This is a genomic window from Paenibacillus glufosinatiresistens (assembly GCF_031470375.1).
Classification (GTDB): domain Bacteria; phylum Bacillota; class Bacilli; order Paenibacillales; family Paenibacillaceae; genus Paenibacillus_AQ; species Paenibacillus_AQ glufosinatiresistens.
Window position 1 is genome coordinate 183,982 of the sequence record NZ_JAVFHT010000004.1, and the last position, 23,648, is coordinate 207,629.

Sequence of the window (23,648 nt, forward strand, 5' to 3'; positions counted from 1 at the left end):
GGTGGCAGCCAAGGTGTTTGTGTCCATTGACGGAGATGTGAAGGAAGCGGTCAAAGGCGCGAGGTATCCGAAGAATGCCCTGGTCTTCTCGCCGATCGAACGCCCTTCGGGAGATTACCAGCGCAAGAAAGAGCTCGCTTACGAGGAGACTTCGGCTTCGATCGAGAAGATGATGGAGAAGCTGAACCGAAGAGCGTTGTCCTGATTGCAGATTAATTATGAATCATGAACAAGCGAAGAGACCCGCCGGCGGAAGCCGGCGGGTTATTTTGATGTGCGCAGAACCGGCGATGGGGGCCGGGACGGGAAACGCGCGCAAGGCGCTTCCTCCTGTGCCGACATTCTCCTAAGCCGGGACTCCCTCTAGCCGGCAGGCTGGCGCAGAAGCTTCTCCGAGCCCGGCGTGCGGGGGCTGTCCGTTGCGGACGCGGCCCGCGCCGCGGGCGGCGACAGCACCCGCAGCGCCCCGGGCTCGCAGCGTACGGCGAGGGGCCCTGCGGGCAGCGGCTCCCCGTCGCCGATGGCGGGCATCGGCCGCTCGAAGGCGATCTCCGCCTCGGCGCCGCGGAGCATGGTTACATACGGCAGCTTCACATGGTTGCCGCGGAGCAGCGTCGGGAACAGCCGGAGCAGCTTCCAGCGGCCGATCCCGTGCACGACGCAGACGTCGAGCAGGCCGTCGGCGCTGTCGGCCTGCGGCGCAATCCGCAGGCCCCCGCCGTAGGACGGCAGGTTGCAGACCGAGGCGAGCCAGACGTCCTCGAAGAACCGTTCTTCGCCGCCGCAGACGACGCGGGCCCGGCACGGCTTGAAGGTCGCGAGCGTATGCAGCACGCCGATGAGATAGGCCAGCCGTCCGGCGCGCAGGGCGTTGCAGACGGCCTTGTAGCGGCTGCGGTTGACGTTCACTGCGACCTGCGCGTCGAAGCCGCTGGCGACCGCCGTCACGGTGTTCCGGCTGCCGGCGCGAAGCATGTCGGCCGGAGCCGCGCATCCGGCCAGCGCGGCTTCCAGCGCCTTCGGCGCGTCCAGCGGCACGCCGAAGCCGCGGGCCGTGTCGTTCCCGGAGCCGGCGGGAACGATCCCCAGCGGCACGCCGTGCGCCGCGACAGCGCCGAGCGCGCTGTGCAGCGTGCCGTCGCCGCCGATGACGACGGCGGCGGTCCAGGCGCCGTCGCGGCGGCCCAGCGCCCGGGCGATCTCGGCGCCGGCGGTCTCCGCGCTGCCCGTAAGCAGCGCTTCGTAGGAGACGCCGCGCTCCCGCAGCGTCTCCTGCGCGGCCTGCCATACCTTGGCGGCCGCCCCGCCGCCCGCGCGGGGATTTATGATGAACAAATACATGGAAGCCTTCCTCCGATTAGAATGGCCCGGTGTTCCTTTAACTTTAAGGAGTTAGGCCGAATATAGTTTCAGAACTTAATCGTATACTTGGTACTTGTCTTTTAATCGGATTCGCTTGCGTTAATTATTATAAAGTAGTCTCGGACATAAAGGCACCTAAAGATAGCGAGTTTAAATATTAGGGAAGTCCCCCTATTATCCAGTAATTTACATATAGTAGTGCAGAGTGTATGATGGAATTAAGTGCAATAATTGTATTTGAGGGATTTGGTGTAGTTCTTTTTGGAACAAAATCGGATGAACAGGGACGATCTGAGTTTGATTAACTTCAATCGGAGGGAGCGCGTTTGCTCAGCAGGGTAATGAAATCAAAGTTATGGCCGGATCTTGAAATCCTAGAATCACAGAACAAAAATTGGAGCGACAAAAACAGGATCCATTTCTTAACCCTGAGCGGAACGGACTCTTTCAGTACGAAAGAGCTGGATCGATGGATTGATTATCGTATCGGTCATCAAGCTGCGGGAAAGGAAGAATAGGTTCTTAGGCAGCACAAAAAGAGGGGTTCCTGTAACGGCACAGGAATCCCTCTTCCGTTCTCACAACCCCCGCATCAGCCGGTCCGCCAGCGGCCCCGCCCAGGGGAGCTGGTACCAGTGGCCGCGCAGGCTGTGGAAGATCATGAAGAGCCACAGCCCCAGGCCCAGCAGCGAGAGCAGGGCGGCAATCGGCGGGCCGAGGATCGGGATGAAGCCAGCGACGATATGTCCGGCCATGAGCGCGCCGAAGGCAAGCAGCGATTGCAGGGCGTGGAACAGAACGAAGCGGCTGCGTTTCTCAAGGGCAAGGAAGACGACGGAACCGGCAAACGGAATCGCATAGCACAGGGCCGCCGCGGCGAAATCCGGGAGGCCGGTGGAGGATCGGAAGGGGGACAAGGCGTTCACGCTCCTTGGTTGGTCTGTCTGCATATGCTCAGACTATGCGGGAGCGGGACAACTTATGCCGGCGGGCAGGGACGGGTTCTAGGAACGGCTGGCGGCGCCGGTCATCGCCGGGATCAAATGCTGCTCCACAAGCTTGCGCGGATGCTTCCAGTGGCCGGTGCGGCTCTCCGCAGTGAACACGATGACCGCATCCAGGCGGGGAAGCAGCAGAATCTGCTGTCCGCCGTGTCCGTGCGCCAGAGTGAACGGCTGACCGGACATGACGCCTGTCCAGAACTGGTAGCCGTAGTCGCCGTAGGCGGGATAACCGGAGGTCTGGGCGGACAGCGCATCCTTCAGCCATTCGGCGGGCACAATCTGCTTCTGCCCGTACCGGCCGTCCGCCAGCAGGCAGATGCCGAGCTTGATGAGATCGCGCGAGGTCAGGTGCAGCCCGATATGGCCCATGCTGTGCCCCTCGGGGCTGGCGTTCCAGGCCGCGTGTTCAATGCCGAGCGGACCGAACAGATGCTCCCTGGCATAGCTGAAGGCGTCCAGCCCCGTGCATTCGGTCAGCGCCATGGAGAGAAGATGCGAGTCGGTGCTGCGGTACTGGAACGTTCCGATCTGCTCGCGGATAATGGGCAGGCTCATGGCAAAAGAGGCCCACCGCCGGGCGCGGTGGAACTTCGCGATGAGCGGCTCGCCGAGCCGCTTGCCGGTCTGCCAGCTGAAGCCCGCTGTCATGGTGAGCAGATGCCGGAGCGTAATCTCCGGCAGCTCTTCCGAGTGAAGGTAAGGCACATGGCGGCGGAGAATTCCGGCAGCGGGCGTTTCAATGCCGGGCAGGTCTCCCCGGCCGGCGGCGATTCCCACAAGCAGCGAAGTGACGCTCTTGGTGGCCGAGCGGAGATCGTTCAGCCGGGCCGGCGCGCCTTCGCCGTAATAGCGCTCGAAGATGAGGCGGCCTCCGCGTGCAACGAGCATGCTGTGCATTTTGCCGTACTCGCGCAGTACGGTGCGGTGCGCTTCCTCAAGCGGGTCCGGCGCGGTGCCGGTATCCTCGGGACGGGCAGCGGGCAGGAACGGGACGGCCCGCTGCGGAGACTGCAGAATGGGTACAGGTTGTTTCATGGAGCAGCTCCTCGCTAATGAAGGGATAAGGCGCAATGCCTGTCTATCCTTATTCTTACCCATTCTCGCATATAATCGTCTGGTCCCTGTACGAATGTTCGGGTTCCGGTATATAATAGAACAGGTATTCCCGTTTCCGGACAGGGAGAAATAAATTTTTTTGGCGGATGGTTGACAGGTAAGGTGGAACTTGGTCCGGAATATGTTACAATAAGGGGATAAGACCCGTACAATGATTCAGACCCCTGGGTTTCGGGTTATTATACGGTCAGGTGCGTAATTCGCCCCTGCATTTCTCAGACCCAAAATAGACGAACCTGCTTCACCGGCATGCTGGCCGGAGGCTCACGAGGGACTTCTTCGGAAGCCGCGCCGAGCCGAAGATGCGGCATGCGGCCCCAGGGCCGCGCAAGCCTGACGGCAGCCCGCATTTTCGAGAAGCAACGGCGGACTTTTCATCATGCATTCTCTACGACGGAGCATTCATTTCAATGTTTTGGGAGGGAACTGATCATGGCAAGCAAAGGTCACAATGAAGTCAAGGAAAGTCTGCGGGAGATGACACGGATTTTTCGGCCAAAGGACCCCAAGAAATTCGTCAAGGAATATGTCCGGAAATACCGGATTACGGGCGGCTATGAGGAAGAACTGACGATGGTGGTCGAGCATGAGCTCGGCAGAATGAATTCTTCCGTCTCCTGACCGAAGCGCATCTCGCGGCGCAGCAAGCGCGAACTTACATGATGAACTGGAATTCAACCGTACCGAAGCGGCAGGACCGCGGGTGCGGTTTTTTGTTGTTGGAGAACCGGACTTGGCTTTGTCCCGTATCAATGGTATAAACAAGAGAACGGGCAGACTGTGTAAACAGGAGCTGCCCGGTACAGGGAAGCTTCGAGGAGGATCGGAATGGACATATTCACCGTGTTTCCGACGATCAGCACATCCTTTATCGTAATCAGCGCGATACTGGTGGCGGTCGGCTGGCGACTCATTATTCAAGGCAAGCGCGAAGCGCACAAGAAGACTATGATCTGGGCCGCTGTGTTCGCGATTCTGTTCTTTCTGGTGTATGCGTCGCGGACGCTGTTTGTGGGCAACACCGACTGGAACGGCCCCCCGCATCTGTCGGGTCTGTACTACGTCTTCCTGATCTTTCATATTGTGTTGGCTTCGGTCGCCGCTGTCTTCGGGATTACGACGCTGGTGCTCGGCTTCCGGGAGAAGTATGCGAAGCATCGCAAATGGGGACGAGTAACGGCAGTCATTTGGTTCATTACGGCCATCACGGGAAGTACGGTCTATGTGCTGCTGTACCTGATGTATCCGGGCGGCCACACCAAGCCGGTATGGGAAATTATAATAGGAGCCTAAGCTCGCAAGTACAGGAACCGCCGGCCGTCAGGCCGGCGGTTCCGCTCGTTCCAAGGCTCTCTGCCAAAGGCGGCGTCCGGCAAAAAGAGACCTTCTTCCCAGATTGCCGTTCCGCCGGATGGGTATCACGAGGAGAGGCGGGAGTGAGGGCGGGACGAACTTCCCATTTGATGTGAAATCCGTTTGAATAACGGGCAGACGTTTAAATACAGAGTGTTGCCGCATGGCACACCCTACTACCACAAATTCAGAGGAGTGAGTTGGAAATGGCAAGAAACGATGAGAACAACAAGATGAGTCGCGAAGAAGCAGGTCGTCTGGGCGGAGAAGCTACATCCAAGAATCACGACAAAGAATTTTATCAAGAGATCGGTAAGAAGGGCGGAGAAGCAACCTCCGAGAACCATGACAAAGATTTCTATCAGGAAATCGGCAAAAAAGGCGGAGAAGCAACCTCCGACAGCCACGATAAAGAGTTCTATCAGGAAATCGGCCGCAAGGGCGGCGAAGCCCGCGGCAACGGCAATGAAGGCAACGGCAAGATGAGCCGCGAAGAAGCGGGCCGCAAAGGCGGACGGTCCTAATTGATCTCCCGATGATTCGGGTCCGGTCCCGGGAGCGGGTCTGCGCCAAGAACGCGCCGGTTCCGGAGGAGCCATAAATGAGGGAACGCCGGAGAACCCGGCCAGCCAAGAAGAGAAATCTTCGGACAGGCTGGCCGGGTTCTCTTTTTTTGCAGGAAAATATTGACGCCTATCTGCCTTGTGATTATACTGTGCATATAGATATATACAGTAAGCACACATGAGCGAGGTTGAAGAAATCAATGAGTACGATGAGAGAAGCCTGGTTTTTGCTTAAGAGCGAGATGATGGGTACCCGAATGCGGATCATCAAGGTCGTGGCGTTCTCCCTGGTGATGATGGGCTACTTCGGATTATTCACCGGAGTCATGCTTCAGGAGAGATTGAAGGACCAGGACCCGATGATTATTGCGGACTATCTGCTGTTGCTGACGGTGCCGATGTTGGGCTTTGTCTACTGCCGCCGGTCCCTGCGTTACTGGGGCAGCGATGTGTACACGAAGACGCTCTCCTATCTGCGTACGCTGCCGGTGCCGTCGAAGGCGGTTCTGTGCAAAAGACAGCTCCAGTCTCTGCTCGCCTTCTGCCTGAACGGCCTGATCTTCTTCGGCCTGCTGTATGCGCTCAGTCCCGATGCCCGGCATTCGCTGCCGCCGGCAGCCTATCTGGCCTTTGTGCTGGCCTGGATCGGCTACGGTCTGGTGATCACCTCGGTATTCATTCACTTCGAGATGGCTCACAGCGGCAGAATGTACTTTGTGGCCATGGTGGTGCTGGTGGCTCTGATTGCCGGGGTTGCCGGAGCGGTCGGCTTGTCCGGCGGGAATCTCCTGCTGTTCTCGGCCCGCTTATGCCGGGACCGGGGACTGGCTTCGCCGCTTCCGTGGGGCATGCTCTCAGCCGGAGCGGCCTCCCTGCTGCTGATGGGCCGGTGGACGCTGCAGCGGCTGAAGCGCCGGGACCTCGCTTGAGGCCGACAAGGAGGGTGGAACGATGTGATACCGATACAGATTGACGAGAACAGCGCGGAGCCGCTGTACCACCAGATCGAGAGTCAGCTGAGGTCACTGATTATCGGGGGCTCGATCACGGAAGGCACGCTGCTTCCCTCCATCCGCGAAATGGCCGGAAATCTCAAATGCAGCGTGATTACGGTCAGACGGGTGTATCAGGACCTGGAGAACGAAGGGCTGCTTCGAACCCGGCAGGGAACCGGAACCTTTGTCACCCATGTCGGCACTGAAGCCCGTGAAGAATACCGCACCGAGACGGTCCGCAAGGCGCTGGAGACTGCGGTCGAGGCCGCGCGTTCGGTGCAGATGGGCGCTGAAGAAGTAGAGAATCTGTTCCGGCAGACGCTGGAACGGCAATACGGAATGGACGGGGGAGACCATTCATGACAACGAATGCGGTAGAGATGCGCGGGGTGATCAAGCGGCGGCGGGGCAAAACGATCGGTCCGGTGAACCTGGCCCTGCCGGAAGGCTATATCGCCGCGCTTGTCGGCAAGAACGGATCCGGCAAATCCACGCTGCTGCGGCTGCTGTTGAAGCTGATTCAACCGGATGAAGGGGAGATTCTGTGGTACGGCTCGCCGTCGTCCGGCGAGCTGCCGCTGGAGCTGCGGCGCCGGATCGCCTACGTTCCCGAGCTTCCCGGAGAGGAGGAAGGGGACCTGCTGCCGGCCGAGGCGGCCCGGTTCCGAAGCCATTGGTACCCGGACTGGGACAGCGCGCTGTTCACGGAGCTGATGGAGAAGTTCGAGGTTCCGGCCGCTACCCGGCTCGGAAAGATGTCGAAGGGCGAGCGGCGCAAATACGAACTGGCCGCAGCGCTGGCGTCGTCGCCCCGCCTGCTGCTGCTCGATGAGCCGTCTTCGGGACTGGACCCTTTCGCCTGGAAGACGATGATTGAAGCGCTTCAGGCCTATATCGAGCGCCGGAGAGCAACCATCCTGATCTCCACCCATCTGGTGGAGGAGGTCAGACGGCTTGCCGATTATATCGTGCCGATGGACGGCGGCCGCCTGCTCGGCATGGCTGAGAAGGATGCGCTCTTTGCAGCCTGGGCCCGGATATGGGTGCAGGCGGACGGCCCGGAGGAACAGGCGGAGCTTGAGGCGGAGCTGCCCGGGCTGATGGAGCCGCAGATGGAAGGCGAGGGGATGGCCTCTTTTGTCGCAGCAAATTCTTCCGAAATTCGGAAACGTCTGGACGAACTTGGCGTAAAGGTAAAGGGGAGCCGAAGTCTGGAACTGGAAGAAATTTTGGGCTTGTGGATCAAGGGACATGAACCGGCTGGCTTGAACTCAGGGGAGGGGTTATCGTAATGGAAGCGTTGAGGCTGGAACAAGTGGTGAAGCAGTATGGAGACAAGACCGCAGTAGACCATATTGACTTGAAGGTGGAACGCGGCGAGATTTACGGCCTGCTGGGGGCGAACGGGGCCGGCAAAACGACAACGATGCGCATGGTGCTCGGGCTGATCTATCCGGACAACGGCCGGATTCTGTACAACGGCAAGCCGTACGGCAACGAGCTTCGCCAGCTGATGGGCTATCTGCCGGAAGAGCGGGGGCTCTATCCCAAGGTGAAGATCAGCGACCAGATCATTTATCTGGCCCGGCTGCGCGGGATGTCGGCTTCCGAGGCCGACAAGAGTCTGAAGTATTGGCTGGAGCGGTTCGAGGTGCCGGAATATTACGGCAAGAAGATCGAGGAGCTGTCCAAGGGCAACCAGCAGAAGATGGGATTCATCGCCGCAGTGGTACATAAGCCGCAGATCCTGATTCTCGACGAAGCGTTCAGCGGGCTGGACCCGGTCAATGTTGAACTGCTGAAGGCAACGGTCAAGGAGCTGCGGGATCAGGGAACGAGCATTCTGTTCTCGACGCACCGCATGGAGCATGTCGAGGAACTGTGCCGCCACATTACGATTCTCGACCGCTCGAAGACGGTGGTGCAGGGGGATCTGCGGGATATCAAGAAGAGCTATCCCCGGAACGAAGTGCAGCTTCGGACGCGGACAGAGCTTGCGGGTCTGGAAGGCATCGCCGGCGTAACGGGAGTTGCCAAGTCGGAGCAGGGCTACTTCATCAAGATTGCCGAACCGGCGGCAGCCCAGCGCATTTTGCAGCTGGCGGCGGCCGGGACGGAAGTGGAGCATTTTGAAATCAAGGAACCGACGTTGAACCAAATCTTCATTGAAGCGGTAGGTGAATCCCATGAATAATATGTCCACGGTGATCGGCTTTACCTTTCTGAACAAGATCCGGACGAAGGCTTTCCTGGTGACGACGCTTATTATGGTGATCCTGATCAGCATCGGGATGAATATCCCCTATATGGTCAAGGTGTTCAGCGGCGACGACGATACGGCCGGCATTCATATTGCCGTCGTGACCGGCACGGAGCAGGCAACCCGCTCGGCCGATCTGCTGCGCGACTATGCCCAGCGTTCCGGAACCGAGAACGGCTTCGTCGTGGATTCCTACCCGTCGGAGAACGATGCGGCGCTCCGCAAGGCGATGGATAACGGCGATCTGGACGGCTACCTGACGCTGGAGCAGGGAACCGGCAAGGGACTGCCGCCGGTCACCTTCCACAGCAAGGACGGAAGCATGGGCCAGGATTTTCAGCTGAAGCTCCAGGCGGCGCTGCAGCAGGTCCAAGCGCAGCTCATTGCCGGAGACCGGCTGACCCAGCAGGAGATCACCGCCATGAATACGCCGGTGCAGCTTGGCGAGGCCAAGATTGCAGACGGCGGCGGAGACGGCGCAGCAGGCGGCGAAGAAGACTCGCCGGCAGTCGTCGACTATGTAATCGTGTACGCCTTGATGATGCTCTTCTTCATCACGCTGACCACGACCGGGAACATGGTGTCCTCCGAGGTTACCTCGGAGAAGAGCTCGCGCATTATGGAGATTCTGATTACCAGCACATCGCCCCTGGCCCAAATGTTCGGCAAGGTGCTCGGCATCTTCTTTATCGGGCTTCTGCAGATCGGGATTATAGCGGGTACGGTGGCGGTCAACCTGATGCTGCCGAATAATGCCGGCATCCTCGACGATTTCGATATTGATCTGGGGCAGATGAGCATCAGCCTGCTGGTCTACGGCCTGATCTTCTATATTCTGGGCTACTTCCTGTATGCGATGATCTATGCGGCGCTCGGCTCGATCGTCAGCCGGACCGAGGACCTGGGCCAGGCGATGCTGCCGGTCATGCTGCTCGGCTTCGTCAACCTGTACGTGCCGATGTTCAGCATCTCCGCTCCGAACACGCTGCTCGTCAAAATTGCCAGCTTCGTGCCGTTCACTTCTCCGCTCAGCATGCTGCTGCGGATCGGCGTCGGCGAAGTGGCGACCTGGGAGATTATCGTCTCGCTGCTGATTCTCCTGGTCAGCAGCCTCGTGATGGGCTGGCTGGCTGCGAAGATTTACCGCACCGGCGTGCTCATGTACGGCAAGCGTCCGAGCTTCAAGGAGCTGCGCAAGGCGATGAAGGCGTACAAGATCTAGATTTGAATGTCCTCAAAGTAAATTTCATGCAACCAGTGAGGTCCCACCGGGCCTCACTGGTTTTTTGTGATTAATTGGAGAACTAGAAGTATTGCCTTGTCAGGAAGTGTTCAGGTTATTTATAATTTTGGAATAAATTAAGTTTTTCGTCATAAGAAGGGAGAACGGAGATGAAGCGAATAACGCTAACGTTTATTTGCTTTTCCTGTGTATGGTTGGTTCTAACAGGTTGCAAAAAAACGGTTACCCAAAATGAAATCGATCAGTTTATTAACTCTAAGAACTTAGAACAAGTTTCAATTCAAAAACTAAGTGACGATGAATACTATATTTTTAGTTCACCTTATGTTTATATTTATCGAGGCTCCTCTGGCTATGTGAAATCCAGTGGGCTTGTTAAAGAAAAGATTGTCATCGGAGGTTTACAGAAGGGCTCTATAGGACTCATCATTAATAATTTGCGAGTTTTGAGAGAGGCTAAGACGTATTCCATAATAATTGATGGTAAAACTCGCGAGTATGAGTACCACGGAGAGAAGTATCTCATTATTAAAGACCATCGAATATGGAACCCGACGGCGCAATTAAAAATTATCTTTTTAAGCGACCAAAATGAAAAGATATTTGAGACGGAATATTAAACGGGAGTGCTCGCAATGAGGAACCGATTCTTGGCGTTATCCCCGGGAACGCGCTATGCGTGGTTCCTGTTCGTCTATTTCTGGATCTACGGGTTCATCTGCTCCGTGAACCGCTTCGTGCAATCTTATTATCAGAACGATATTTCGCATTATCTGTCCACGGGAAGAAGCTTTCTCGGGACCACCTGGTCCGTCAATATTATAATCGGGGCGCTCTGTTCTCCCGTGGGAGGGTATCTGGCAGACCAGTACGGGTACCGCAGAGTCATGATGGCCAGCTCGCTTCTGACCTCGGCTTCGGTCGGTACGCTGCTGCTCTTTCCGTCCACCACCGGCTATTTCATCGGATTCGGCCTGTTGGCGGGACTTGTAGGCATTGCGGCGTCCGCCAACTATGTGTTTGTGGCCGACTGGTTCGCCTCCCACCGCGCCAAGGTGCTGGTGCTGCTGAACAGTTCAGGCTCGCTGGGGCTTGCCATTCTAAGTCCGGTCTTCATTATGAATGAGGACCGGTTGGGCTGGAGGCCGTTGTACGGGTTCAGCGTTGCGGCGGGCGTAATCTTCTGCGCGCTGACCTTTCTGGTCGTCCGACCCAATCCCAACCGCCTGCCGGAGCCTTCCGCTGTGCCTTCGGCACCCCGGCCGCGGCCGAGTCTCCGTTCGGCCGCGGACTTGGCGCGGAAGCTGCGGGACGGCCGCATAATCGCCGTAATGGCAGCCCTTTTTACCTGCGGGTTCAGCATGGGAACGGTGGAAATGCATCTGATGGCAATTTATCAGGTGGCCGGCGCAGACCGGATGGTCTTCTCTTCCTCGCTGACGCTCCTGGGTGTCCTTGAGCTTTCCGGGGGAATCGTATTCTCCTTCCTGCTGGACCGGATGAGAAGGGAACTGGCCCTGGCCAGTCTCTATGCCGTTCGGGTGGTTGCCTTTCTGATCCTGTTTCTTCATTTCCCGGCAAGTCCGCTCCTCTTCTCGCTGATCTTCGGCGCCAGCTATTTGGGCGCCCTGCCGGGAGGCATTCTGCTGGCCAACGAGGCGCTGGAGCAGCAAGGAATCTCCACCGGCCTCATCACAGGGTTCCTCATTCTGATTCACCAGGCAGGCGGGGCTCTGTCGGGTGTGGCCGGGGGCCTTAATTACGATTGGTTCCACAATTATCAGCTGCTGATCGCGTTCAATATCGGGCTGAGTATGGTCTCCGCAGCAGGCTACGCCGCCGTGTACCGCAGAACCTTGAACAAGACCGAGGAGAGGGCGGCATAAAGGTGGTTTCTTAAATCAGTCTCACGTATAATTCAAGTATTCGAGAATCGGAGTTCGGGGTGATCAGGGTGGTTTCTATTCATGAGGTAGCGAAGCAGGCAGGGGTATCTGTGGCCACCGTATCCAAAGTTATGAACAATTATTCGGATATAAGCAGCAAAACCAAAAATAAAGTGTATGAAGCAATCGAAAGGCTTAATTATCAGCCCAATGTGGTGGCACGAAGTCTTGTCAAGAAACGTTCCTGGACAGTAGGAATGTTCTTGCTGGATTATTTCACGAATCCTTTTATATCGGAACTGACCGATGGTTTGAGAAAATCGCTGGAGGACAGCGGCTACGATCTTCTCTTTCTGTCGCCGAATCTGAGCAACCCCGACTATACGTTCACGAAGCATTGCATCAGCCGAAATGTAGACGGCGTCATTATGTTCGGGGTTGAACGGACGAATCCGAATTTCCTGGATTTACTTCAAGCGGAGATGCCGACGATAATGATTGACACTGATCTGCTGGGACCGCGCACCGGATATGTGACGGCTGACAACAGCCGCGGAGTTGAGCTGGCGATCCGGCATTTGAAGGAGTGGGGACATACGCGGATCGCTTTTATCTCCGGGGAGCTTGGCTGCCTGGTCGGACAGACCCGCTTTGCCGGATATCAGAATGGCCTGAAACACTGCGATATTCCTTATTCTGCGCGGTATGTAGAGGTTGCGGATTACAGTATTGAGGGCGGCTATACAGCAATGAAACGTTTGCTGCAGCATCCCAAGCCGCCAACGGGGGTCATTTGTTCTTCCGATTATATGGCTGCGGGTGCTATACGTGCGATTCAGGAGTCGGGGCTTCAGGTCCCTCAGGATCTTTCTGTCATCGGGTTTGACAATACCTTCTATGCAGATCTGTCTGTACCAAGATTGACCACGGTCAATCAGAACATCGCTTCCATGGGAATGAAAGCAGGCGAGCATTTGATCCGAATGATTGAGCAGCCCGAGTATTCACCGCCTGCCGAGATTGTTGCAGTTGATTTGGTGGTGCGGCAATCGACAGGGCCCGCTCGACACACATTTGTCGAGGCGGACAACGAATTAAGGAATTGACAAAGCAAGGGAAAAACTGTATTTTAAACGTGAATGTAAGCGCTTATATCATCTTATCGCTTGCAGTAATTAGAAGAGGAGGTGAAATTTGTTCATTAACGAAAACGTTTTCGGTATTTTGGTTATTAATTTAGGTAATAGTCTTACAGTGTAGGGGGTTTTATCGGTAACAGGCGTAAATTTGAAGGCTTCCAGGAAAGAGACGAGAAGATATCTGCGTCTTTTTCTAGAAAAATCTAAAACGTTTTCGCCAAAAGGAGGATGTGAAATATATGATAAATCATTTTTGGTCCAAGTCTGTCATCGTGCTTCTTCTGTTGAGCTTTGTCCTGCTTCTTGTTCAAGCCGCTCTGCCTGTTAAGCCCGCAGCGGCGGTATCGGCCTCCAATCCGGTCAGCTATTACGGGGAAATGAAGGTCAAAGGCAACAAACTATACGGGTCCAAAACCAACAGGCCGATGATGGTGAAGGGCGGCAGCTTCTTTTGGAGCAACTGGTCCGGCTCTTTCTATAACGTATCTACTGTTGATCGAATGGTCAATGAGTTCCAGGCCGAAATCGTAAGAGCGGCTTATGGCGTAGATGAGTCGGGAACTCCCTATAATACGTCCGACGAATCCAAAATTCGGGCAGTGGCAGACGCCGCGATTGCGAAGGGAATCTATGTAATCATTGATTGGCACTCCAGCCGCGCACAAAATAATGTTGGCGCTGCCAAAGACTTTTTTAGCCGTATGGCGAAGCAGTATGGCAGCTACGATAACGTGATTTTTGAAATCTATAATGAGCCTGTCCAGACGTCTTGGGCCCAGGTCAAAAGCTATGCGGAACAGGTCATTCCGGTCATTCGCCAGCATTCCGACAATTTAATTGTGGTGGGTACGCCGAATTGGTCCCAGGACGTAGACCAGGCAGCCGACAGTCCCATCACTTCATCTGCCAATATCGCCTATACGCTGCATTTCTATGCAGGCACGCACTTTCAGGGGCTTCGGGACAAAGCCAACTATGCGATGAGCAAAGGCATTGCCTTGTTTGTTACCGAGATGGGCTTCATCAATGCGGACGGAGACGGTGCGATCAACTACAGTTCAACGAACCAATGGTTGGATTGGATGAATCAGAACCAACTTTCTTGGACCAATTGGGCCATCAATGACAAGGCCGAAAGCGCCAGCATTTTTAATACTGACGGGAGTCTTACTGCATCGGGCAATTATCTCAAGAGTATTCTTGCCGGCCACGCCCCTTATAGCGAGTGGAGGCAGTCGGGAAGCAACGGAGGAGGAAGCGGCTCTGCCCTGACGCTGTATGATTTTGAAGGAAGCACCCAAGGTTGGAGCGGAGCGAACGTCTCGGCCGGTCCCTGGAGTGTGGATGAATGGTCTTCCAAAGGCCGAAATGCCCTGAAAGCGGATATTGTGATGTCGCCTTATTCGCAGCATTATCTGATGCTGACACAGAACCGGAGTCTTACCGGCAAAACAAACCTGAGCGCGACGGTGAAGCATGCCTCCTGGGGGACTGTCGGCAGCGGGCTGTATGCCAAGCTTTATGTGAAGACAGGCAGCAGCTGGAACTGGTATGAAGGAGAGACTGTTAAATTGAACGCCGCAGGCGGGACGACGCTGTCGATTAATTTGTCCCCGGTAGCCAATTTGGGGGAGGTTCGTGAGATTGGAGTTCAGTTCGTTGCTTCGTCTAACAGTGTAGGACAAACTGCTGTATATGTGGATAACGTTACCTTGCAATAATTCAGCTGTAGGGTCCGGATGATTGGTTTTCTGGTTTCCGTTCATAAGCAGAATGAAATGCAAACTTGCCTTTTGCGCAAGTTTGCATTTTGTGCAATAATAGGCTTGCGGAACGGGTAATGAACGTTATGCTATTCATTCCGGGAAGGAGGGAGGATGAGGATTGCTGCATCCCAGACAGACTTTGCGGGACAAGAAGAAGGAAGCGACCTCGACCGCTTTGGCCGAGGCGGCGTATGAGCTTGCGCTGGAGCGCGGGCTGGACGGATTTCTAGTCGATGATGTGGCGGAGCGGGCGGGCGTATCCCGCAGAACGTTTGCCAACTATTTCTCCTGCAAGGAGGAAGCCGTCGCTACGGCTGCGGTAACGGTCAGCGGCGGCCAAGAGGAGTATGAAGAACTGATGGCAAGCCTGCCGCCGGATGCGGTGCCGCTGGATATTCTGCACCGCCTGCTGAGAATGCAACTGACCGCCGGGTTCCTGCAGCGCCTGCGCCGGTTCGTTGCGCTCTCGAAGCGCTACCCGGCTCTGGAGCCGTATACGCTGAGCGTGTTCCGGCGCGTGCAGCTGGCGGCTCAGGAGGTGCTCGAACAATTTGTGCGCGGCCGGTATCCGGCCTGGTACGTCCAGCTTCTCGTCGGAGCGGTATACGGGGCCTGTGTGCCCATTCTGGAAGGCAATCTGAACGTGCGGATGCCGGGAGAGAGCGAGAACGACAGTCCGGGAGCGCTGCCGTTCGATCAATTTCTGGAGACAACGTTCGCCTATTTGCGGACCGGGTTCTAAAGGCGGGCCGGAGGCCATGATTCAGAACAAAGAGAGGGAGATCATACCGAATGTCGACATTCTTATATAACTTGGGCAAAAAAGCCTTCAACAAGCCGTGGTATTTCCTCGGCGCTTGGATTATTGTCCTGGCAGTCGTGGGAGCGCTCATCGGAGTCAACGGAATTCACTCCAGCTCGGAGATGAAGATTGAGGGCACGGAAGCGCAGAAGGTGCTGGATCAGCTTGCGGAGGAGCTGCCGCAGGCGGCCGGCGGGCAGGGCAGCGTTGTCTTCACGGCTCCCAAGGGAGAGCGGCTGGATACGCCCGAACGGCTGAAGCAGATTCAGCAGGCCGTAGGCGAAGTCTACAAGCTGAACTATGTCATTAACCCGGCGGAGCTTGCGAAGCAGGCGGCCGCCGCAGCCGATCAGACGGATGCCGCAGGACAACAAGCCGCAACCGGTCAGATGGACGCCGCAGGACAACAGGCCGCGGCCGGTCAGGCAGACGCCTCCGGGCAGGACACTGCTGCTGCGCAGCAGAGCGCCGCTCAGGGAGCGGCTTCGGCTCCGTACGGCCCGCTGATGGCGGACGGCGCTCCGGTGCCGGGCGTCATGCTCTCGGCCGACGGAAGCGTAGCCCTGTTCCAGTTCCAGTTCACGGAGGCGCTGACGGCGCTGTCCGAATCGCAGCTGAACGCGGTCATTGACGCGGCGGAATCCGCCGAGCAGGGCGGAAGCGGCATTCAGGCGATTCCGAGCGAATCGCTGTCCAACCAGATCGCCATCGGCTCGACGGAAGCCGTGGGGATCGTGGTCGCCGCGGTCGTGCTGTTCCTGACGCTCGGCTCGGTCGTCGCTGCGGGTCTCCCGCTTCTGACCGGGATTCTGGGCGTCGCGATCAGCGTAGGCGCAGCTTTTGCCGTATCCAAGTTCATTCATCTCAATGACATCACGCCGATTCTGGCGGTCATGATCGGGCTTGCCGTCGGCATCGACTATGCGCTGTTCATCGTCAACCGGCAGCGCCGGCTCATTCTTGACCAGAAGCTGACCGCCCGCGAAGCGGCCGGACGGGCCATCGGGACAGCGGGCAGCGCGGTCTTCTTCGCCGGTCTGACGGTTATTATCGCCCTGTGCGGCATGCTGATTATCGGCATCGAGTTCCTGTCGACTATGGCTCTTGTCGCCGCAGCCAGCGTGTTCGTCAACGTGCTGCTGGCCCTGACTCTGCTTCCCGCCGTGCTCGGACTGGTCGGAGAACGCATCTGCTCCGCCAAAGCCCGGGAGAAGGCGAAGCCGGTCGGACACGGTGTCCGCCGCGGGTTCGCCCAGCGCTGGGCAAGCGGAACGGTGAAATACCGCTGGGTCATCGTGGTCGCCGTCATTGCCGTGCTTGGCACGGCCGCCATTCCGGTAGCCAAAATGGAACTCGGCATTCCTTCGGGCGCTTCGGCCAACCTGGATACGACGGCGAGACAGAGCTACGATGCCATTTCGCGCGGATTCGGGGAGGGCTTCAACGGTCCGCTCGTGCTGGTGGCCGAGCCGGCTGATCCTTCGGGCGCCGTTACCGCCGAGACGCTGGGCATTCTCGTCCAGGGCCTCCAGAAGCATGAGAATGTGGCGATGGTTACGCCGATGGGCGTAGGCGCAGGCGGCAAGCTGGCGATTATCAGCCTGATTCCGAAGACGGGCCCGACGGACACGGAGACAAAAGATCTGGTCCAGGATCTGCGGGCCGCCGATTCAGACCTTGCCAAGGCGAGCGGAGTAAAGATCGGAGTGACCGGCTTCACCGCCGTCAATATCGACATGTCCTCCAAGCTGGCGGATGCCTTCCCGCTGTATGTCGGCATCATTGTCGTTCTCTCGGTAATCATCCTGTTGCTCGTCTTCCGTTCCGTCATTGTGCCGATCAAGGCAACCGTCGGATTCGTTCTCAGCATTCTGGCAACCTTCGGCATTACAACGGCCGTCTACCAGTGGGGCTGGCTCCACAGCCTGTTCGGCTTCGATACCGGCGGACCGCTGCTGAGCTTCATGCCGATTCTGGTGACGGGCATTCTGTACGGCCTTGCTATGGACTACCAGGTCTTCCTCGTCAGTTCGATGCGGGAATCGTACGTTCACGGCCACCGCGGCACGGAGAGCGTCATCCACGGCTATGAGCTGGCCAGCCGCGTCGTGCTGGCCGCCGCCGTCATCATGGTCTCCGTCTTCGCGGGCTTCATCTTCGCGCCGGACGCCATGATTAAGCAGATCGGCTTCGCGCTGGCGTTCGGCATTCTGATCGACGCGTTCGTGATTCGCATGACGCTCGTACCCGCCGTCATGGCGATCTTCAAGGATAAAGCCTGGTGGCTGCCGAAGGGTCTGGACCGGCTGCTTCCGAATCTGGACGTTGAGGGCGACAAGCTGATTGCGAAGCTGAACGCCCGGGACGGAGAAGCCCACAGCAAGCATTAACCGGAGCTCTTCGATATTCCCGTCCGAATCCTTTATAATGGGTGGACAGTATAAGGCGAAAGCTATGTCTGACGGGAGGGAAAACAGTGAGGCGCACCCATACGCTCACGCTGGTCGGAGCTATTCTGCTGATTGTCATCAGCAGCCAGATCCCGCCAACCAGTCCGGGGCTCGGCATCCTCCAGCAGCTGCTGCTGGGAATCGGGCTGGTCGGATGTCTGCTGGCGGTATGGCGGTTTATAACCGGCGGCAAGAAGCGAAGCTAAGGTTATGCAAGGGCGGGAATCGCAGCATAAGATTCCGCTAAGAATAAGCTCCCCGCAATGCGGGCAGGCGAGGAATTGCCTGCCGCGGTGCGGGGAGCTTTTTTAGCGTGGGAACAGGTCGTCGATTCGGCGGTTGTCCAGCCCGGAGAGGATCTTGAAGGAACGGACCCGGTCTTTGGGGATATCCGAATCGACCGCATTTATAATCATGTAGCGATGGTCATAGAGGATAATTCCGGTTCGTCTGTAGTTGTCGCCCCGCAGCGTAATCCAGTAGACCGTTTGGTATTCACCGTGAGAAGAGCCGGATTTCCGCAGCTTGACCCCGTTGAACACCGCAAGCAGACGCTGAACTTGGGCAGAGCCGGTCAGGGTGACCGTCTGCTCGCCGCCGGAGTCCTGCCGGATGATCTCAACGCTCCTTACCTCGCGGAGATCGAGGGCATGATGACGGGTCGCAGCTTGGTCAAAGGTGGTCGGGAGATAGCTTCTGCAATTAATCCAAGCCAGTGCGATCAGGACCAGAGCGGCTGTAATCCGGATAAGCTTACGGCGGTGCTTCAGGTTCATCAATATCAGGCCTCCTGTGCCCGGATTTGAAGATTACCTGAACAGCATACCATATTTAGGAATCCGCGAAGAGATAGCCGGAAGCTAAAAAAGGCCCGGGCTGTTCATTCGGGCATAGTCCGGCCGCTTCTAGTCTTGCCGGACCGGGTCCGCGGCCTTCAAGGCGGCGCTGCTCTGCCGCCGGTGGTGCAGCAGGAAGTAGCTGGAGACCGACAGCATGGCAATCAGGCCGCCGGTCACGTACATGGTCCGGTAGCCGGTATGGGCGGCCTGAAGTCCGAGCAGAAAGGAGCCGAGGCCGAAGCCGAGGTCGAACAGCACGAAGTACGTGCTGGTGGCCAGAGCGCCCCGGTGGGGCGCCGCCGACTGGACGGCCAACGTCTGGAAGCTCGGCAGAATCGCGCCGTAGCCGAGACCGATTAGCGCCGCCGTCAGCAGGAAGCCGAACGCCGAATGAGCGGCGCTCAGCGCCAGCATCCCGGCGGCGAAGAGAACCGCGCCGGGATAGACGAGCAGATGCGCGCCGCGCCGGTCGTACAGCCGTCCGGTGAACGGCCGCGACAGCAGGACCATCGCCGCGAAGACGATGAAGAAATAGCTGGCGGCGCTGGTCAGGCCGATGGAAGCGGCGTACACCGAGATGAAGGTGGACAGCGCGCCGTAAGCGAAGGCCAGGAAGAAGCCGGCAAGCGAGATGGGCAGCGCCTTAGGCTCGAAGTAGCGGAGCAGACCGCGGCCAAGGTTCTCTCCCTGCGGCCGGGGGGCGCGGGGCGGAATCGGAATGAGCAGCCCGCAGAGCAGCGACAGCATTCCGGCCGCTCCGATGAAGACGAACAGCGGGCGGTAGCCCGCATGCTCGCTGATACTGAGGCCAAGGAACGGGCCGATAACCATGGCAAGGCTCATGAACAGCGTGAAGTAGCCGATGCCCTCGCCCTTGCGCCGGTTAGGAATGAGATCAAGGACGATGGCCGACGTCGAGGTGGCGGCTACGCCGAACGCGATGCCGTGCACAAAACGAAGCGCAAGCAGCGCCGTATAGCCGGGAACAAGCAGATAGAGCAGGGAACAGGCGCCGAACAGCGCCAGCGAAGCCAGGACCAGCTTCCGGCGGCTGATCTCATCGAGCCATCTGCCGGCGAGAGGCCGGAAGATGACGGCAGCGACGACGAAGACGGTGGTCACCAGCCCGACGCTGTTCTTGTCGCCGCCCAGTTCGTCCAGGGCGTAGGCGGGCAGGGTAACCGCCAGAATATAGAAAGTAATGAACACAAAAAAACTGCACAAACAGATGGACAGAAAGCTGCGGCTCCACAGCTTGTCCCCGTTCAGGTCAGAATGACTCATGGTGTAATCGCTTCTCTCTAAATTAGTTGTATTAGCAACTATATGGGAGAATTGAAAATTTGTCAATTTGATGACGGGTGCGGAGCCGGAATGAAAGCGTTATAATGGAAACGGCCCACACTGAAGACACAGAGGAGGGAACACCCATGACATCCATTGCCTGCGTAACCGGGGCCGGCCGCGGCCTGGGCCTGCATCTGACCCGTGAAATGCTGGAGAGAGGGTATGCCGTATTTGCCGGGGAGCATTGCCGGGAGAAGTCCGGCCTGGACGAGCTGGAAGAGCAGTATGCCGGGCTCCTGCACCGGGTTCCGCTGGATATCGGCGACGATGAGAGCGTCGCTGCCGCCGGGCGGCAGATTGCCGCGAAGACCGGGCATGTCGATATTCTGTACAACAATGCGGGCATCATCAAGCCGCAGGATTACGCCACCCTCCGGGAAGAGATGGATATGGAGGCTATGGCCGGGATCTTCAACGTCAACACGCTGGGGACGCTGCGCGTCACCCGGGCGATGCTGCCGCTGCTGCTGCAGGGGGAGGGGCGGCTGGTTGTGAATATTTCGTCGGAGGCGGGCAGCATTGCCCGCAACAGCCGCACTTCCATGTACGGCTACTGCATGTCCAAGGCGGCGCTCAATATGCAGTCCTCCCTGGTCCATCAGGAGCTGAAGCCGCAGGGGGGAGCGGTTATGGTGTTTCATCCTGGCTGGATGCGCACCTTCATGAACGGAGAGCCCGACCCGAATGCTCCCGTTCTGCCGGAGGAGGCGGCCTGCAAGATTGCGGCGCTGGTGGAACGCCGGGGCGGGGAGCGGCCGGAACAGCCGCTGTATCTGGACCTTGAGGGCGAAGCCTGGCCGTGGTAAGCGGAGAATCCTGGGGCAAAAAGAAGGGAAGAGCGGCAATATCGCTCTTCCCTTCTTCCATTCTGCTGCGGCCCGAAAGTCCGCGAGCGGATGGATTCCTGCGCCTGGCGGATGCAGGCTCAGATCTCCGCCGGGGCCTTGGCGGCCGGAATCGGAACGATGCCGTTGCCGGCCAGCGCTTCGCCCAGCTCGCTGCGCAGCCCGGCGGTCAGCCGGTCCCAGGCTTTGCGCGGGATATCCAGCTCCTGACGCAGCGGCTCATCCAGCCGCTCCAGCCAGACCCGCTTGTCGTTGATGGCGCCCAGCTTGTCGGAGATGTCCCGGTAGAGGGCTTCATAGGACTGGAACTTGCGGTCCAGCGCGAAGGAAGCGGCCCCTGCGGTATAGCGGATCTTCTTGGCGGCAATCCTTAGCTGATGCAGAGCGTCCAGCGCTTCCCGGGAGGTCGCGTTCTCCTGCCGGAAGAGATCCTTGCAGATCTTCTTCTGCTGCTCGTAGGCAACCTCCAGCTCGCGGAGCAGCACATTGACATTCCGCTGCTCTGCAAGTCCGGGCAGGTCCTGCCCGATGAAGGCGCTCCACCGCTTATCCAGGCCGGCCGCCGCAGCCGGCAGCTTCCTGCCCAGCTTCCGGCGAAGCTTGGCGCGGTGCTGCTTCTCATGCTCGGCTACGGCCTTCAGCGCTTTGACCGCCTTCTTGCCGTCCGTTCGCTTGGCGCGCTGCCGCCGGGCCTTCAGCTCTTTAATGAAGACATCGGCGTCCCGGACTTTGCCGAGCGCCTTCTGGGCCTTCCGGAATTCGGCGTGAAGGCCGGAGCGGTCCTCCGGGTCCAGTACGGACAGCAGCGTCATGAGCCGGCGGCAGTGTGTGCGCGCCTGGTGCACCGCCTCGCGGTCGTAAGCGGCCAGCGCCTGCCGGCTGTGCTTAAGGAAGCCGTCGTAGAGCTGGTTCAGTTCCTGCTCCCACTGCCGGCTCCGGGCCGTTCGGGTCTGGGCCGGCTGAGGGCTTGCGTTCGTGGACATGGAGAATCCCTCCTGCTTCGCAAAGGTTCGGTCCGGCGGCCTTGGACGCCGCCTCTTACCTACAAGGATAGCGCCCGGAGGACGGGATTACAAATAACCGGACGGCCGGGGCCATCCTGATTTTGCCTTCCGGCGGAAATCGGCTACAATAGGCGTGAACTGGAACACAGGGAGAGATGCGGAAGATGGAACGGGAATGGGAGAGCATGGCGCTGCATGAGCATTGGCGCGGGGAAGGGCGGGGTGAAGACCGGGGAGAGAGCGGCTGCCTGGAAGACGGCGATCTGCTGCTGCCGTTCGCCTTCGAGGAGACGCTCTGCCGGGATGTCGGGTCCGGCGCATCGCCGCCCGCCGTCCATATCTGGAGCCATCCCGGCGGGCTGGCTCTCGGGCTGCGCGACAGCAAGCTGCCTTTCGCCCGGGAGGCGATGGAGGAGCTTGAAGCGGCGGGCGTCCGGACAGCCGTCCGGCATTCGGGCGGAGCGGCCGTCCCGCTGGACCGGGGCGTGTTGAACGTGGCGCTGCTTCTGCCCAAGAGCCGGGCCGCGCTCGACTTCCACCGCGACTTCCGGCTGCTCGCGTCGATCATCGTCAGCGCCGTCGCCGTCTCCCACCCGGAGACGGCCGCCCGAATCGAGGCGGGGGAGATCGCCGGGTCCTACTGTCCCGGCGAATACGATCTGGCCGTCGCAGGCCGGAAGTTCTGCGGCATTGCCCAGCGGCGTCAGAACGACGCCTATTTCGTCCACGCCTTCATCATTGTCTCCGGCTCCGGCCGGGAGCGCGGCGAACAGGTGCGCCGCTTCTATGAGCGCGCGGCCGGCGGAGCCGAGGGGCTGAGCTATCCGGCGGTTCGGCCGGAGACGATGGCCTCGCTCGCCGAGCTCGGCGGCCCGGGAAGCCCCGGGCTGCTGGCCGAGGGGCTGCGCCGGGCGCTGACGGCGCAGGGCGTGGAGCTGCTCCCCGGAAGAGACGCGGGCTATGCCGACCAACGGGTCCGGGCCGCGGCCGAAATCCTGCGCGAGCGTTACGGACGGCGGGAGAGCTGAAGCGCGCAGCGGGTGGAGCCGGCGGCCGGCCCGAAGCCGAAAAACCGATCGCCAAAGAGGTACTTGACGGGTCAATGAAATAGGCCTATACTAGGTTACGTCAAACCGGATTTTGCACAATTAATTATAGGGCGGCTGTATCTCTGGCAGGCCCGGAAGAGGAGGAGCTGCCATGACGGAGACAGAGACCGGACGGGAACGCATCCTGGAGTCCATGCAGGCGCTGAATAAGCGGATCAGCCCGGTATTTGAACGCTGCGCCGGCATTACGCCGGCCCGCCTGAAGCTGCTCTGTCTGCTCTCCCGGACGGAGGAAGCCGGACAGTCGCTGATTCAGAAGGAGCTTGGCATCGACGGAGCGGCGGTTACCCGCCACCTTCAGGCGCTGGAGGAAGCGGGCCTTGTTGTCCGCTGGTCCAGCAAGACCGACCAGCGGGCGGCGCTGGCGGCGCTGACGGAGCAGGGGCGGTCACGGATGGCCGCTTACCGCAAGGAGCGGGAACGCTTTGTCGATGAACTGCTGGCCGGGTTCGGCCCGGAGGAGCAGAAGCTTTTGCTGGAAATGCTGGAACGTCTGGAGTCGAACCTGAGAACCATCCAGGACGCCGCCTATACGAAGTGAAGAAGCAACGCCAATTTATAT

The 23,648-nt window shown here is 58.6% G+C and carries 25 protein-coding genes; 19 read left to right on the forward strand and 6 right to left on the reverse strand.

What is annotated here, in order from left to right; translation table 11 throughout:
- The first annotated feature begins 1 nt into the window (after position 1).
- Positions 2 to 205 carry a hypothetical protein gene (locus RBI05_RS07315; protein ID WP_150459691.1) on the forward strand — a complete coding sequence of 68 codons (204 nt, stop codon included), beginning with the start codon at positions 2 to 4 and terminating at the stop codon, positions 203 to 205.
- A 158-nt stretch (positions 206 to 363) separates the two neighbouring features.
- On the opposite strand, the gene RBI05_RS07320 is transcribed toward RBI05_RS07315, so the two are convergent.
- The 3 genes from RBI05_RS07320 to RBI05_RS07330 form a co-directional block, all read right to left on the reverse strand.
- A complete protein-coding gene (locus tag RBI05_RS07320) occupies positions 364 to 1,341 on the reverse strand; it encodes a diacylglycerol/lipid kinase family protein (RefSeq protein WP_310550597.1) in 978 nt (325 codons plus the stop codon).
- A gap of 599 nt (positions 1,342 to 1,940) precedes the next feature.
- Positions 1,941 to 2,279, reverse strand: coding sequence for a DUF4870 domain-containing protein (locus RBI05_RS07325; RefSeq protein WP_150459689.1), 339 nt, complete (start codon positions 2,277 to 2,279; stop codon positions 1,941 to 1,943).
- An 87-nt stretch (positions 2,280 to 2,366) separates the two neighbouring features.
- Positions 2,367 to 3,401 (reverse strand): serine hydrolase domain-containing protein, encoded by a 1,035-nt coding sequence (locus tag RBI05_RS07330; RefSeq protein WP_310550598.1) that lies wholly within the window; start codon positions 3,399 to 3,401, stop codon positions 2,367 to 2,369.
- Between the two features lie 513 nt (positions 3,402 to 3,914).
- Between RBI05_RS07330 and RBI05_RS07335 the strand changes: the two genes are divergently transcribed.
- The 15 genes from RBI05_RS07335 to RBI05_RS07405 all read left to right on the forward strand — a co-directional run bounded on the left by RBI05_RS07335 (position 3,915) and on the right by RBI05_RS07405 (position 18,148).
- The gene (locus tag RBI05_RS07335; RefSeq protein ID WP_150459687.1) at positions 3,915 to 4,103 is read left to right on the forward strand and encodes a hypothetical protein; all 189 of its coding nucleotides are present in this window, start codon (positions 3,915 to 3,917) and stop codon (positions 4,101 to 4,103) included.
- Between the two features lie 207 nt (positions 4,104 to 4,310).
- Positions 4,311 to 4,775: a DUF420 domain-containing protein gene (locus RBI05_RS07340; RefSeq protein WP_150459686.1), complete on the forward strand. Its 465-nt coding sequence runs from the start codon at positions 4,311 to 4,313 to the stop codon at positions 4,773 to 4,775.
- 266 nt (positions 4,776 to 5,041) lie between these two features.
- Positions 5,042 to 5,359, forward strand: coding sequence for a KGG domain-containing protein (locus RBI05_RS07345; RefSeq protein WP_150459685.1), 318 nt, complete (start codon positions 5,042 to 5,044; stop codon positions 5,357 to 5,359).
- Positions 5,360 to 5,601: 242 nt separating this feature from the next.
- The gene (locus RBI05_RS07350) at positions 5,602 to 6,330 is read left to right on the forward strand and encodes a hypothetical protein (protein ID WP_150459684.1); all 729 of its coding nucleotides are present in this window, start codon (positions 5,602 to 5,604) and stop codon (positions 6,328 to 6,330) included.
- 24 nt (positions 6,331 to 6,354) lie between these two features.
- Entirely contained in the window at positions 6,355 to 6,759 is a 405-nt protein-coding gene (locus tag RBI05_RS07355) for a GntR family transcriptional regulator (protein WP_310550599.1), read from the forward strand.
- On the forward strand, positions 6,756 to 7,688 hold the full coding sequence (locus tag RBI05_RS07360; protein ID WP_310550600.1) for an ABC transporter ATP-binding protein: 933 nt from the start codon (positions 6,756 to 6,758) through the stop codon (positions 7,686 to 7,688). Before RBI05_RS07355 ends, RBI05_RS07360 begins: the two co-directional genes overlap by 4 nt.
- Positions 7,688 to 8,590, forward strand: a complete 903-nt coding sequence (locus tag RBI05_RS07365; protein ID WP_310550601.1) for an ABC transporter ATP-binding protein — start codon at positions 7,688 to 7,690, stop codon at positions 8,588 to 8,590. Before RBI05_RS07360 ends, RBI05_RS07365 begins: the two co-directional genes overlap by 1 nt.
- Complete coding sequence (locus RBI05_RS07370) at positions 8,583 to 9,878, forward strand: ABC transporter permease (protein WP_310550602.1); 1,296 nt, start codon at positions 8,583 to 8,585, stop codon at positions 9,876 to 9,878. The genes RBI05_RS07365 and RBI05_RS07370 overlap by 8 nt, the downstream gene beginning before the upstream one ends.
- A gap of 170 nt (positions 9,879 to 10,048) precedes the next feature.
- Positions 10,049 to 10,519, forward strand: coding sequence for a hypothetical protein (locus RBI05_RS07375; RefSeq protein ID WP_310550603.1), 471 nt, complete (start codon positions 10,049 to 10,051; stop codon positions 10,517 to 10,519).
- A gap of 15 nt (positions 10,520 to 10,534) precedes the next feature.
- Entirely contained in the window at positions 10,535 to 11,785 is a 1,251-nt protein-coding gene (locus RBI05_RS07380; protein ID WP_310550604.1) for an MFS transporter, read from the forward strand.
- Between the two features lie 68 nt (positions 11,786 to 11,853).
- Positions 11,854 to 12,891, forward strand: a complete 1,038-nt coding sequence (locus tag RBI05_RS07385; RefSeq protein WP_310550680.1) for a LacI family DNA-binding transcriptional regulator — start codon at positions 11,854 to 11,856, stop codon at positions 12,889 to 12,891.
- 272 nt (positions 12,892 to 13,163) lie between these two features.
- Complete coding sequence (locus RBI05_RS07390; RefSeq protein ID WP_310550605.1) at positions 13,164 to 14,645, forward strand: glycoside hydrolase family 5 protein; 1,482 nt, start codon at positions 13,164 to 13,166, stop codon at positions 14,643 to 14,645.
- Between the two features lie 163 nt (positions 14,646 to 14,808).
- A complete protein-coding gene (locus RBI05_RS07395) occupies positions 14,809 to 15,432 on the forward strand; it encodes a TetR/AcrR family transcriptional regulator (protein ID WP_310550606.1) in 624 nt (207 codons plus the stop codon).
- Positions 15,433 to 15,482: 50 nt separating this feature from the next.
- Positions 15,483 to 17,882, forward strand: coding sequence for an MMPL family transporter (locus RBI05_RS07400; RefSeq protein ID WP_310550607.1), 2,400 nt, complete (start codon positions 15,483 to 15,485; stop codon positions 17,880 to 17,882).
- An 86-nt stretch (positions 17,883 to 17,968) separates the two neighbouring features.
- Positions 17,969 to 18,148 (forward strand): hypothetical protein, encoded by a 180-nt coding sequence (locus RBI05_RS07405; RefSeq protein ID WP_150459678.1) that lies wholly within the window; start codon positions 17,969 to 17,971, stop codon positions 18,146 to 18,148.
- A gap of 102 nt (positions 18,149 to 18,250) precedes the next feature.
- Here RBI05_RS07405 and RBI05_RS07410 read toward each other — a convergent pair whose 3' ends face one another.
- The gene (locus RBI05_RS07410) at positions 18,251 to 18,718 is read right to left on the reverse strand and encodes a hypothetical protein (protein WP_310550608.1); all 468 of its coding nucleotides are present in this window, start codon (positions 18,716 to 18,718) and stop codon (positions 18,251 to 18,253) included.
- Positions 18,719 to 18,847: 129 nt separating this feature from the next.
- Positions 18,848 to 20,065, reverse strand: coding sequence for an MFS transporter (locus RBI05_RS07415; RefSeq protein ID WP_310550609.1), 1,218 nt, complete (start codon positions 20,063 to 20,065; stop codon positions 18,848 to 18,850).
- Between the two features lie 146 nt (positions 20,066 to 20,211).
- Here RBI05_RS07415 and RBI05_RS07420 point away from each other — a divergent pair, with 146 nt between their 5' ends.
- Complete coding sequence (locus RBI05_RS07420; protein ID WP_310550610.1) at positions 20,212 to 20,934, forward strand: SDR family oxidoreductase; 723 nt, start codon at positions 20,212 to 20,214, stop codon at positions 20,932 to 20,934.
- Between the two features lie 119 nt (positions 20,935 to 21,053).
- Here the strand turns inward: RBI05_RS07420 and RBI05_RS07425 are convergent, their stop codons facing one another.
- Complete coding sequence (locus tag RBI05_RS07425) at positions 21,054 to 21,956, reverse strand: CHAD domain-containing protein (RefSeq protein WP_310550611.1); 903 nt, start codon at positions 21,954 to 21,956, stop codon at positions 21,054 to 21,056.
- Positions 21,957 to 22,141: 185 nt separating this feature from the next.
- Here RBI05_RS07425 and RBI05_RS07430 point away from each other — a divergent pair, with 185 nt between their 5' ends.
- On the forward strand, positions 22,142 to 23,005 hold the full coding sequence (locus RBI05_RS07430; protein WP_310550612.1) for a lipoate--protein ligase family protein: 864 nt from the start codon (positions 22,142 to 22,144) through the stop codon (positions 23,003 to 23,005).
- Positions 23,006 to 23,177: 172 nt separating this feature from the next.
- Positions 23,178 to 23,627, forward strand: coding sequence for a MarR family winged helix-turn-helix transcriptional regulator (locus RBI05_RS07435; protein ID WP_310550613.1), 450 nt, complete (start codon positions 23,178 to 23,180; stop codon positions 23,625 to 23,627).
- Positions 23,628 to 23,648: the final 21 nt, after the last annotated feature.

Coding starts and splice junctions, on each gene's coding strand:
- RBI05_RS07375 (WP_310550603.1), top strand. CDS start 10,049: ATGAAGCGAATAACGCTAACGTTTATTTGCTTTTCCTGTGTATGGTTG.
- RBI05_RS07420 (WP_310550610.1), top strand. CDS start 20,212: ATGACATCCATTGCCTGCGTAACCGGGGCCGGCCGCGGCCTGGGCCTG.
- RBI05_RS07435 (WP_310550613.1), top strand. CDS start 23,178: ATGACGGAGACAGAGACCGGACGGGAACGCATCCTGGAGTCCATGCAG.
- RBI05_RS07400 (WP_310550607.1), top strand. CDS start 15,483: ATGTCGACATTCTTATATAACTTGGGCAAAAAAGCCTTCAACAAGCCG.
- RBI05_RS07415 (WP_310550609.1), bottom strand. CDS start 20,065: ATGAGTCATTCTGACCTGAACGGGGACAAGCTGTGGAGCCGCAGCTTT.
- RBI05_RS07330 (WP_310550598.1), bottom strand. CDS start 3,401: ATGAAACAACCTGTACCCATTCTGCAGTCTCCGCAGCGGGCCGTCCCG.
- RBI05_RS07430 (WP_310550612.1), top strand. CDS start 22,142: ATGGAACGGGAATGGGAGAGCATGGCGCTGCATGAGCATTGGCGCGGG.
- RBI05_RS07335 (WP_150459687.1), top strand. CDS start 3,915: ATGGCAAGCAAAGGTCACAATGAAGTCAAGGAAAGTCTGCGGGAGATG.
- RBI05_RS07390 (WP_310550605.1), top strand. CDS start 13,164: ATGATAAATCATTTTTGGTCCAAGTCTGTCATCGTGCTTCTTCTGTTG.
- RBI05_RS07425 (WP_310550611.1), bottom strand. CDS start 21,956: ATGTCCACGAACGCAAGCCCTCAGCCGGCCCAGACCCGAACGGCCCGG.
- RBI05_RS07370 (WP_310550602.1), top strand. CDS start 8,583: ATGAATAATATGTCCACGGTGATCGGCTTTACCTTTCTGAACAAGATC.
- RBI05_RS07345 (WP_150459685.1), top strand. CDS start 5,042: ATGGCAAGAAACGATGAGAACAACAAGATGAGTCGCGAAGAAGCAGGT.
- RBI05_RS07340 (WP_150459686.1), top strand. CDS start 4,311: ATGGACATATTCACCGTGTTTCCGACGATCAGCACATCCTTTATCGTA.
- RBI05_RS07350 (WP_150459684.1), top strand. CDS start 5,602: ATGAGTACGATGAGAGAAGCCTGGTTTTTGCTTAAGAGCGAGATGATG.
- RBI05_RS07380 (WP_310550604.1), top strand. CDS start 10,535: ATGAGGAACCGATTCTTGGCGTTATCCCCGGGAACGCGCTATGCGTGG.
- RBI05_RS07360 (WP_310550600.1), top strand. CDS start 6,756: ATGACAACGAATGCGGTAGAGATGCGCGGGGTGATCAAGCGGCGGCGG.
- RBI05_RS07410 (WP_310550608.1), bottom strand. CDS start 18,718: ATGAACCTGAAGCACCGCCGTAAGCTTATCCGGATTACAGCCGCTCTG.
- RBI05_RS07365 (WP_310550601.1), top strand. CDS start 7,688: ATGGAAGCGTTGAGGCTGGAACAAGTGGTGAAGCAGTATGGAGACAAG.
- RBI05_RS07320 (WP_310550597.1), bottom strand. CDS start 1,341: ATGTATTTGTTCATCATAAATCCCCGCGCGGGCGGCGGGGCGGCCGCC.